Source organism: Bacteroidota bacterium (assembly GCA_018266755.1).
In the GTDB taxonomy this organism is placed as follows: Bacteria; Bacteroidota; Ignavibacteria; order Palsa-1295; family Palsa-1295; genus JAFDZW01.
Genome location: JAFDZW010000010.1, coordinates 35,916 through 47,355 on the forward strand (window position 1 = coordinate 35,916; position 11,440 = coordinate 47,355).

At 54.8% G+C, this 11,440-nt stretch carries 6 protein-coding genes; 2 read left to right on the forward strand and 4 right to left on the reverse strand.

Features of this window, described 5'->3' with window-relative positions; genetic code table 11:
• The first annotated feature begins 14 nt into the window (after positions 1–14).
• On the forward strand, positions 15–1,526 hold the full coding sequence (locus JSS75_14450) for an NAD(P)-binding protein (GenBank protein MBS1904903.1): 1,512 nt from the start codon (positions 15–17) through the stop codon (positions 1,524–1,526).
• Here JSS75_14450 and JSS75_14455 read toward each other — a convergent pair.
• The 4 genes from JSS75_14455 to JSS75_14470 form a co-directional block, all read right to left on the reverse strand.
• Entirely contained in the window at positions 1,523–6,127 is a 4,605-nt protein-coding gene (locus JSS75_14455; protein ID MBS1904904.1) for a choice-of-anchor D domain-containing protein, read from the reverse strand. The two genes, JSS75_14450 and JSS75_14455, sit on opposite strands and share 4 nt — an antisense overlap.
• Positions 6,124–8,292 (reverse strand): OmpA family protein, encoded by a 2,169-nt coding sequence (locus tag JSS75_14460; protein MBS1904905.1) that lies wholly within the window; start codon positions 8,290–8,292, stop codon positions 6,124–6,126. The genes JSS75_14455 and JSS75_14460 overlap by 4 nt, the downstream gene beginning before the upstream one ends.
• A gap of 145 nt (positions 8,293–8,437) precedes the next feature.
• Entirely contained in the window at positions 8,438–9,103 is a 666-nt protein-coding gene (locus JSS75_14465; GenBank protein MBS1904906.1) for a hypothetical protein, read from the reverse strand.
• A gap of 21 nt (positions 9,104–9,124) precedes the next feature.
• Positions 9,125–9,796 (reverse strand): sigma-70 family RNA polymerase sigma factor, encoded by a 672-nt coding sequence (locus tag JSS75_14470; protein ID MBS1904907.1) that lies wholly within the window; start codon positions 9,794–9,796, stop codon positions 9,125–9,127.
• A gap of 642 nt (positions 9,797–10,438) precedes the next feature.
• Here JSS75_14470 and JSS75_14475 point away from each other — a divergent pair.
• Positions 10,439–11,440 (forward strand): hypothetical protein (locus JSS75_14475; GenBank protein ID MBS1904908.1); only part of this gene is annotated, 1,002 nt, incomplete at its 3' end.

Below are 11,440 nucleotides of genomic sequence, written 5' to 3' on the forward strand. Positions count from 1 at the left end.
ATGTCACCGAAGGAATGAGCACAGTGGCACAGACGATCGTTATCGGCAGCGGGATCGGCGGGTTGGCAACCGCGGCATTGCTGCAACACCGCAGACCGGACGAGCATGTCCTCGTTCTCGAAGCGCATACCGTTAGTGGCGGTTGCGCGTCGGCGTACGATAGGTATATACGAATCGATAAGAGCGAACAGAAGCTCCGCGTTCGGCTCGATGTCGGTGCAACTACGTTGAGCGGTCTCGGTGGTACTCGCCCCGTCCAACGACTCCTTGATGAACTCGGTCTTGCACTCGATGCAGTTCCGATGGATCCAGGCATTAGTATTATGCTTCAAAACGGTACGATTGTCCGCCGTCACGCCGATCCTGCCCGATGGTACGACGAATCCTCTCGTGTGTTCGGCGAGCGCAGCATCGGGTTCTGGAAGGAGATCGATGCGATTGCAGCACGGGCGTGGGAGGTGTCCTCACGGTATCCACGCTTTCCGTTTGCTTCCGCTACGGATATTATCGCGTCGGGCCTGCGATTTCGTCTCTCGGACCTACGACTCCTTCATTTCGCTCGTACGCCACTGGTGACGATACTCCGCAACCACGGCCTGGCAGAGGACGCGCGTTTTCGGGAATTCGTCGATCAGTTATTGATGATCTCCGTTCAATGCACAAGTAGCGAAGCAAGCACCCTCGTGGCCGCGCTCGGCCTCGAATACCCGGCGCATACATTCTATGTAAACGGCGGGTTATATGCATTCGCCGAACTGCTCGAACGATCGCTTGTCGATCGAGGAGGAGCAATCCAACATAAAACCAGAATAACGGCGATTGACTACGATCGATCTCGGAAGAGGTTCATAGTAACCGATTCGAAAGAGCGAAGGTATGAGTGCGATCGTCTTATCAGTAATGCAACGATCTGGAACACTGCTGAGCTACTTCGCACCGTGCCGCAATCGTTGAAGCAGCAGTTGCAGCGAGCCATATCCAAGCCCTACGGCGAGCACTGGGGGGCGATGATGATGACCGGGGTCATTGGGGATAGTATCGACGACGGCGGGTCGCTCTATCATCAGTATCATACATCGTTCGGCTCGCTCTTCATCTCGCTTTCGCACCGAGGCGATACGCTTCGCGCACCGCTCGGGTATCGTACCATCAGTGTTTCGTCGCACGAACCGAATGCCTCGCGCTGGCAAATGATGGATAACCAAACGTATGCACGCACACAACAAGAGGTGCTTAAACGATTTGATAGAGTGCTTCGTGAACGGTTACCCGGATACGCGGATGCAGAAAAACTACTGCTTGAAATGGGTACTCCAAAAACGTTTGAATTTTATACGCACCGCAAGCATGGCTGGGTTGGCGGGATCGCACACTCTGTGAAGAATTGGATGCCACGGTGGCAGCCGAATGTCACGGCGCTGGATGGGTTTTATCTTGTCGGTGATACCGTATTCCCGGGTCAAGGGACTCCGGCCGTTGTACAGAGTGCGATGAACCTCTGCGATCGCATTGCCTCGAGAAATTAATGTCCTACCAGGATCAATTTCTGAGTCGCACGGTACTCCAACGATTCGAGAACATAGTAATACTCGCCATTCGGCAGATCATTGAGTGATGCGCTCAGCGTATGCTTGCCGATCCCACGGTCCGCATCCAACAATGTTCGTATGTGTCGACCGAGTTGATCGTAGAGTTCTATACGCACTCTGGCCGCAAGCCCGAGTTCATACGGAATCGTTACGACTCTGCCGGCGGGGTTTGGAGTTGGTGTCGAGAGCGAATACGGTCCGACGAACACGATGCCGCCTCGGTAATTGCCGCAATCGGTCACGATGAACGAACCGGCAGATTCCGCGAGTGTCGCTGCATTGCGCGGGTTACTTGCCGTGACGACAAGCCCGGTGGAGTCGTGCGGTCCGAGCAGCGCTTCGGCGCGTACACGAAAGAGAGGGAGCGTAAGGTCGAGTGTATCGACGATTTTCGGTCCGCGGCCCGTGATCCGGATTGTATCCGTTGCTCGGCGCTCGAACGAAAGCGTCCAACCTACTGTGAGGTCCGTCGTATGAAGCGAGTCGCGGAAGTAAACCACTGTCGGGTCGTAGTTGATATCGACGGTGAATGTATCGATCGTTACCAGATCCAGATCAGTACCGCCAAGCGATACCGGCACATCGACGACGTCGCCGACACGTGCTCCGAGATGCGGGAGCGAGTAGGTAATCATCGGATACCCGAACGGAGCGAACACACCATTACCACGAAGGACGATGCGTGCTTGGCGCTCCGGCGCATCGGCAACGATTGTGAGTGTGTCGGTATAGGCGATATCGGTGCGAGGTTTGAAGCTCACAACGATCGATGTGTCGCTGTGCGGCTCAATAGGTCCGATCCGCAGCGAATCGGTCGTTGCGCCGAAGACGGGAAGAACATGCGTGCTGTTTGCGATCGTCAACGGGTATCCGCCGGTATTTGCAATTCGCAGTAAGCGCGTTGCAGGCGTTGACCGCAGTGCAACATCCCCGAAGTCGATCAGCGAATCGCTCACCGAAAGATGTGCTTCAACCCCGTCGCCGCTTACGCCGAGCGTGACATCATTCGATGTCGTCGTCGAAAGAACGATTGTCGTGCTATCGTGCGTCTCCGTTAACGGAGTATAGGTGATTGTGTAGTGAATCGTATCGAGCGAATCTCGGATCGTTCGAGAACCCGTGGGGTAGATGCTGAACACGCTCTGGGCACCTGCAAGGCTTACATTGGTAATATTCGTCGGTTTGTCGGCAGTGACATCGATCCCCAACGTTCGTTGGGTATGGACGCGTACCGGTCCAAAATCAATATCCGAAACAGAGAAAAGTGGCCCCGGACCGACGCCTCTTCCGCGCAAGGAGATCGTATCGTCGATATTATCATAGTGGATCGGTACGAGCACAGACTGCAAACCGAATGTGGTCGGGGTAAACTTCGTGGAGTCTGTCAGGATCAACGAAGCGGATGGAACATCGAGAACGCGAGGTTGTATATCGAAGGGCCCGATCGGTGGGGTAAACGATATGGTCGTACTTGTATCACCAATATTCTGCACCGCGAAAACCCGAGTGTGCGGTGAGCCGAGTGGGACGGACCCAAAATCGACGACATGGGCATATTGGAGCTTCGGGGCTCTTGCCTTGCCATGCAGACCGAGAATGACCCCATATCCCGCACTTCGGATGGTGTCGAAATATTCGGATGTCCCATTAGCCGTCGGCGAGAATGCGATGCACATTTCAAGCGGATGAGCACTGTCGATCGCTGTCGCCAACGAGATCGACGCATACGAGAACGGTGCGGGCAGCGGAGGGAACATCCCCGGCATTACAGGGATCGGTATGCAACTCGGATTGGTCAATGTGAGGCATAGTGTATCCGGGTATCCGACTTTGACTGTTCCGAAATCAAGCATAGAAGGAGTAGCAATGATCGTCGGTTTTGGTCCACCGCTTCCATGCAACGTATAATAGGCGGTATCGTTACACGGTCCGAAGATCACTTCGAGTATGCCTGCATACTCTAGTGTATCGTTCGGCAGAAAAGCAAGGGGGATATCACGCGACTCGCCACGCGCGAATGAAGTCGTGGGTATCGACACTACCCTGAATTGTGAGTCGCCGATCACCGCTGCACCGACGATCTGCACCGAACCATAACCGTGGTTGGTCAACGTAACGGAGGCATACGACGTGTCCGACGGGCATGTGCGACCGAACTCAATGAAGTTGCTGTCAGCGACGACAGTTGCATGTTCGCGAACCGCCTTTGCAACCAATGTTTTCACATAGCATCCATCCTCACTCAAGGTAATCTCGCCACGTTCTGCACTCAGTGTTGTCGGTGCGTAGCGGATCGTTAATGTCTTTTCTTCACCACTGGTCATTACAAATGGTAATGTCGGATCGACGAGCGTGAACGAACCCGAATGAGCGATTGTGGTATCGTTCACGAGTATGGTTCTGCCGGCAAGATTCCGAAGTCGGATGGTTCGGGTCTGCGGAACGAGATCGCATCCGCTGCCGAAGTCGATGACGCTGTCGGATACCGACATCTTGCCGACACCATAGATCGCACGGAAATTCAGCACCCGGTCACCACACGGATCAAGTCGCAGACGAGCAGTAAAGTCGTACTCTCCGGGCTTATTTGGCGCAAAGTGAAAGCGGAGACTTACTGAGTCGCCATCGACGAGGGTACGGGGCAACGGCGTTGACGCGGAAAGAAAAAGGACGCTGTCGAGAGAAAACGCAGGCGGATAGATCGTGACGGTACGGCCGCTTCGGTTATGCAGAACGATGGTCGTATCGCGGTCATAACAGCCCGCACCAAGATCGAATGAATCAGATACCGTTGCGAGATCCGGTTCCAGTACTGTCGCACCAATCGAAATGGATGTATCGAGCGGGCAATTCCTGCTATCTTGTAAATGAAGTGTCAGAGTGGCTTGATAGGAGCCACACTCAATCACATGGAACTGGATGACGATTCGCAGTATCGAATCGGGCCGGACCACAGCGAGCCCGTTTGTCGGTGTGATCAGCCGAAATCCGGACGCACCGAATAACTGCATTGCGGGACTAAAGATCAGATCTGTTGTACCCGTATTGTGCAACTGGATCGTGTCATAAAGGAAATACGGCGTCGGGGGATCGTGAACAATTGGGAAGAGAATGTTCGTCGGGAAGGTAAAACTCTGTGATACTCGTTCGCCGATGAATTGCATTGTCGTTTGTACCGGACACTCTTGGACAACTGCTCGCAGCGTTGCATTGATCATTGCCGGTGGTCCGGGATTGACACGAAACTTGATCTCTTGAGACGATCCACTATCGATCGTGAACGGCACGGACGGAGAAATGATCGTGATCGGTCCGCTGCCCGTAGTAAAACTCAGAGCGGTGATCGTGACTTTTTTCGTGCCTCGATTCTCCAAACGCGTTTGGCGCTCGATGGGCAGATTGCAATTGAGAAGTTTGTAGGGTTTATTCAGGTAGAAGATACTATCCTGAAAGCCGACAGCAATGACGTCTTTACGCAGCGATACAGGAATACGCACTTCACCGCCGCAGACAGTCGAGCTGACTACAACCAGCGTATCGACATAGAGGCCCGGTTTCGAGACGTTGGCTTGAATGATGATCAACGCGGTTTTTGTCGAATCGCCAGCCGGCAGTGGGAAGCCGGTCGTCGATGCAACGCTGAATACCTTGCCACTGAGAAATCCGATCAACCCGATCTCGATGCTCTCGTCTCCGCGGTTGTACACGCGTACGGTATCAGTTGTCGTCTCGCCACAGGCAAGCGTCGGAAATGTGAGCGACGACGTCCGCGAAGCGATCATATAGCCGTTCGGCGCAGAGCCTTGTATCGGTGCGGTACTGGTAGTCAGGAATGCACTTCCTGTATACGTTGCATTGTTGTCGTTGCCGCTAAAGTCGTGTATGTGTATTGCGCCAGGATCGTCGTCGAACTTAAAGTAGGTGACGAGTCCTGTCTCTGACCCACTGAGCGGTTGGGCCATCGATGCAGAGATCTGTCCGGCGGTGCGCGCCGTGTTCCAGATCCGCAGTTCGTCGATATCGCCGACAAAGCTCACCCCTCCGGCTGGGCTTCGTCCGATAAAGAGCGTATTGTACGAACCAGCGAGCGATGTGCCGCTTACCGGCGTGCCTGCGATCAAATTGCCATCGACATAGAGACAGATACTGTCGCCAGGAATGAACGTCACTGCATAATGATGCCATGAACCCGGGCTTGCAATGCTCGGGCCAAGCAACGTCACAATCCCATTGTTCAGCCGAAGCGTCGTGACGATGCGATTATTATCGCCGAAACGCAGACTAAATGCGCCGGTATCCGGTGCGTCGCCATATTCAATCAATCCGGAGCCGCTTGTCACTGCGCCAGTTGCAAACGCCCAGCATTCGAGCGTGAGCGCACCGGTCGGCATTCGCTTCGGAAGATCGACCGAGACATAGGAGTCGGCATCCGGGATCACAAGCATATTCTTGTGACACGGTTCTGCACACGCAGCGATGCTCATCAGCACGAATGCAACGACCAGAGCAGAGCGATATTTCAGTCGCGTTCGGATCACTTCAAGTTGCGTTCGATCGAGACTCGTACCGTGCGCGAGAGCATGCGACCTTCGGCGACGCTGTTATCGAAGAGCAGGTCCTTCGAGCCTCGTGCTTCCAGTTGGAGCGAAGGGATACTGCGGCCCATTGCGCGAAGTTTGCTGCCAAGCAAAAGCGCCGCGCGAGACGCGCGCTGATACGAAAGCTTTTCGTTGAATGCCGCATCTCCGGTGATATCGGTATGACCGGTGATGGTAATCTCCGCATCCGGCGTGACGGAGGCGGCAAGCCGGTTCAATACCGATTCGCTATTTTGCCCGAGTTCCGAACTCGAGGAGTAATCGAACAGCAGCAGATGGAACCGTTCGAGCGACTTGTCGGCATCACTGGTATCGATTGCGTGCGTTGTCGTCGTGTGCTCCTGTGGTTTGATGCGTATGATGCCCGAGACTTCGGCTGTTTCACCGATGGAGTCGGTAACCACCATTGTCCAGGAAACCGAATCGCTGCTCTTGAGCGCGTCGCCGTCGGTAATATTCCACAACCATTCCGACCGGGTATCGCCGCTGAGTTGATCTCGTGTTTGCAAGACGCGGTCGCCTTGACGGATAATAATCTTGTTGGAGGCGATTCCATGCGAGGTGTAGATATCCTGGTGGAACATGATGCGAGGCGGAGTCGCCGTTTGCTCGAATTTCCGCGTCTCGACAGGTTCGAGAATCTCACGCGAGTTCGATGTGATCTCGACTCGCCGGTTTTCTGCCTGTCCCGATTCGTTGTTATCGTCCGAACTGAGCTCGGGCAACGCGCGCGATCTGGTGCGAATACGTTGTGGGGCGATCTGCCAAACCGATTGCAGGTATTCTGCCACCCGCTGTGCTCTGGCGAACGCGATCGTATCGCTCGTTGCGGAATCCAGTGGAGAATGGATGCTGCGCGTTCCGGTCAGTGTGATGGTTGCTTTCGGGTGATCCTGTAATCGTTTCCCGATGATATTCAGCAACTCATGGTTGATTCCTTCGGCATTGAGCGAATAAAATTGTTTCGTAGAGAAGCTGCTTGTCGATGACGCACGTTCGTAGCAGTGGTAACGGTGCGGGATGTTCGACGAGCCATCGTCGAAAAACACGTAGCCGAGCATGGGCGATACGTCGGTGACGAGTACGTTCTCGATGGCGACGACCGGCTGCGATACTTCTTCGTCATGGTCGGTCAACCCGACGGCCCGCACTTCGAGTCGCAATGGCTTCGGTCTCGGAGCAGGCGTTGCAGTGGCAACCGGTGGCGTTGCTTTCGGCTCTGGCGCTGGTGGTGGAATAATGATCGGTTCTACGGGGCGTTCGACATTCTCTGACGGGAACGTATAGACAAGCGCTACCCCGCCATTCACGCTGTATGCCCGATACGGTGCGCCCGCGACATTTGCAAGTGAGGTCAGGCCGATGACGCCTTCGGCATACGCTCGGGCCGCCATCCTCGATGAGACAGGCAAATCGTACCCTGCTTGTAGCTCGAGAGCGCTCGCTATATGATTCGTCGGCAGCAAACCGTTTGCTACGGGTCGCGTCGAAAGCAGATTATCGGTGTATACAACTCCACCGGTGATGAGGTGCTCGCTCTGCACATAGGATGCATTGGGCACCGCATAGAGCGCCATCGATGCACCGAGCGAGACCCTCGATAACGGATGCCAACTTGCGCCGATGCTCGGACCGATTGCATTCATCGAGACATCGTAGATACGCTCACGATTGATGGTGACCGGCGAACCGGTCGTCGGATACAGAGCTCGTTCGTTGTTGAACGGTGCTGTCGTGTATCGGCTCGAAAGATTTCGGAAGGAAAGACCGACAAGCAATCCGAATGCGCTCCCAAACGGCGACTCGTACTGGGCCCGCAGACTGAAATGGCCGCCATTGCCGCTGGTGAACACTCCGCACAGGATATCCCCGCTGTAGGCGTCTATCGAAGTACGGGTAAAGTTAGAACTATACGTCCCTCCCAGTAGCAGCGACGGGCGGATAGCTTCATCGTTCGACGCAGTCGGTTGATGCAATTGTGCGACTGCAGTGGCGCTGACAAGATACAATACAATACTCGCCGCGTACAGTGCGCGGAGCTGCCGGACCACAAGGCCTCGGGTCTGTGTGTTGCGTGTACCCCCGTTCGTCGTACAGGACTTCATTCCAGACGATAACTATCCGTTAACTACAACTCCCTCAAATCCTGCAAGGTTCGTGTAGTTGCTCGTTGTCCGAAGGCCCCAAACAGAAGCGGCCCGCCGTAGTGGCGGGCCGCTTCAATCTTACTGAAGGAAGTATCGCTTATTCTTACTTGGAGGAATCGTCTCCGCTATGCACGTTCGTGTGCACTTGGATCGGTGCGCTGTTCGTCTTTGTGACGATCGGCAGCGCATCCTTCTGCGGCTTCGTCGTCTTCGATACAACGCGCTGATGCGGAGCCGAGAACGTCGCAGCCGGGGCCGTAGTGTTCGGCGTTTCGACGGCGTGGGTTTCCTGTTGTGGCGTCGGCGCCGGAATTTCGATCGTCGCAGGTGCGCTGATCACGGGCTTCGACGCATTGTGGTTCTGTGTGGTTGTGCCGTTCGGTACGATCGAGTACACGATGGCAGCACCGGCCAAGAGGCCGGCAACGAGCATTGCCGCCGGACGCCGGACGAATGACCATAGCCGGGAGCCATTCGAGACCGGCATCGCAGCGGACTGAGCAACTTCTTGTTCTTTTTCTTTGAGCGCATTCGGTAGCAGCGAAGCGCCGAGGCCGAGCGCGGAAAGCGTATGCGAACGAACCAACGCGGCGGTAACCATCGTGGCATCCTTATCGGCACGCAACGCTTTGAGGAGTTCGAGCTGGGAGCGGAAGGCCAGGCGCATATCGTCGCGCGCGGCAATGTCGATGAGGAAATTCTGTTCCTCGCCGGCACTCATCTTGTGCTCAAAATAGCGTTGCAGTTGTTCTTCGTCGCGAAGGTTCATGGCAGTATCCTTTGTATCAACTTATAGTGGGCGTTTCAGAAGGGATGACGGGAGGTGCGGATGCTCGTCGTGTTCGCCGAGCCCAAGCCAACTGGCAACGAGTTGGCGAAGGCGAACGCGCGAGCGAAACGCGGTGGTTTTGACGTTTGTCAATGTCCGGCCCAGCATGGTCGCGATCTCATCGTAGGTGAAATTGCAGTACTCATGCAGGACGAACACTTCGCGCCACTCGACGGGGAGTTTGCCCAGCGCGCGCGATAGCAATGCACGGAGTTCTTCGTCTTCATGCAGGTGCTCGGGCGGTGCACCGATCTCGACACTGTCGGCATTGACGGTGTCGCGTTTACGGACACGCTCGCCTCGCAGCGCATTCAAGCAGATGTTCCGGGCAATGCGGAACAACAGCGGCTGGAAGCGGGTGACCGTCCCTTGTTTGGACCGCAATTCGAAGATCTTCGTCCAGGCTTCCTGGAACGCGTCTTCGGCTACCCGGTGGTCCGGGCACATCTTCATGCAGTAGTGGAGCAGGGGCGCTTCGTATCTGGCGTAGAGATCGAGGAACGCACGATCGTCGCCCGCAATGAACGCCGAAATGCGCTCGAGATCTCGGCGCTCTTCTTCGCTCTGCTCCGCCGAGATCGCATCGGGTGCGTCCGGTAATGCTGCAGGGATGGTCTGTACGTGCTTTGACATAGAGTTTCGTCTACTTAGAAGACACCTGACCCTTCAATTGGTTACAAAATATTTGTGTGAAAGTTGTGGGTAATCCCCAGTCCCTAAGTCCGAATCCGCGAAGATGTACCGTTAACCCATTACATATCAACGTCCTAATTGTGCACTCCCGCACCGTCTCCCCCATACACAAGAGCCGGCAAACGCCGGCTCTTGGTAACGATTCATCTCTCCAGTGTGTCATTCCGACCAACGGGAGGAATCCGTGACGATACCGCTCTTTCAGTCGCGTGGATGCCCGTAAGTCGGCCCCAACCCCAGATTCCCCGCTCCGCTCGGAATGACAAGTGGAATGGAGTACAAATATACGGAATTATGTCCTTTTTAGCAACATGCTAACTCCTTATTTTTGGAAATTTAACATTACGGGCACCTATCTCCTAAAAATAAGTGTGAATCACCTATTGCATACTATGAAAAATCTTTATATATTTGCAAACCCTACGATATTGTCCGACATTTGCCGATGCCGCTACTCTATCTGGTCAGGAAAGCTGGTTTCTATCAACGCATTTCCATTAGAGAAACTGATACTATGAAAACAACGAACCCGAACCATCGTGTGGGGCGCCCACAAGACACACACACAACTTAAGCCGAGCGATGTTCTTGCATCTCATTGGCGCACTCTTTGCGATGTCCCTGCGGCCGGCACCTTCGGCTGCACAGCCGTGGTCGTACACGTCAACACCAACCGAGTACCAGAATACCGTGCAGTACGAGGTTGATGACGATGCGGCGTTCAATCCGTCTACCGATCCACGAGTCAATTTGACGATGAACTGTCTCGCAGCCAATGGCTACGGACAATGGACAATGACGACGAATGTTGGCAGTAATGCGAACATCTCCGGGCACGATTGGAATGCAAGCCCCGCGGGAAGCTTCACGAATGGTCAAAGCGGATGGTTCTTACTCGGCAATACGCTGGCAAAACCTGCATGGAATGCCTCCAGCGGCGCTCCCGATTGCCAGCCACCCGGAGTCGTGAGTGGCGGTTCGTTCTCGGGTACTTTGGGAAGTCCGAAGGCAACGGCGAACCTTAACGGTGCGGTTCGGTATGTCTGGCCAGCAAGCGATAATTTGAGCTTCATCGTGCAGGGTCTCAGCGATATACGCTCGGCCGGAGGTGGACACTCTCCCGAACTTGATATCAAGGTCGATTCCTTGCCTGTCCCGGCAATTGAGCTCCAGATTGTCAAGAATGGTATCTATTCCTATCCAAATGCAACTGTTCAAGATCATGCCGTTCCTACACCGCTAAACCATACAATTGACAACACGGAGGCAGACACACGCGACGAGTTCGATATTGCATGCGACGTCTATCGTCTCTATATCGTGTGGTCGTCCAAGACGAATACGGCGATCGGCGTAACCGAGGAGGTTTGGGCTACTGTGATCGACATGGTCGACGGTACCCAAGTGAGCGGTTTCCCGATCAAAGTCTCGACAACGGGTTCCTCGGGAATGCGCCCCACGGTGGCATGTGATGTTCGAAATTCCGGTATCACACCGAAATTTGACGTTGCGTATATCGACAAAAGCTCGAACGCCGTCGTCTTGCAGGAGTTTTCCGGTACGACCGTTGTGACCGGGCACTCG

Bases quoted from the DNA above. Each gene is read 5' to 3' on its own strand.
- JSS75_14450 (MBS1904903.1), top strand. From the start codon at position 15: ATGAGCACAGTGGCACAGACGATCGTTATCGGCAGCGGGATCGGCGGG.
- JSS75_14460 (MBS1904905.1), bottom strand. From the start codon at position 8,292: ATGAAGTCCTGTACGACGAACGGGGGTACACGCAACACACAGACCCGA.
- JSS75_14465 (MBS1904906.1), bottom strand. From the start codon at position 9,103: ATGAACCTTCGCGACGAAGAACAACTGCAACGCTATTTTGAGCACAAG.
- JSS75_14470 (MBS1904907.1), bottom strand. From the start codon at position 9,796: ATGTCAAAGCACGTACAGACCATCCCTGCAGCATTACCGGACGCACCC.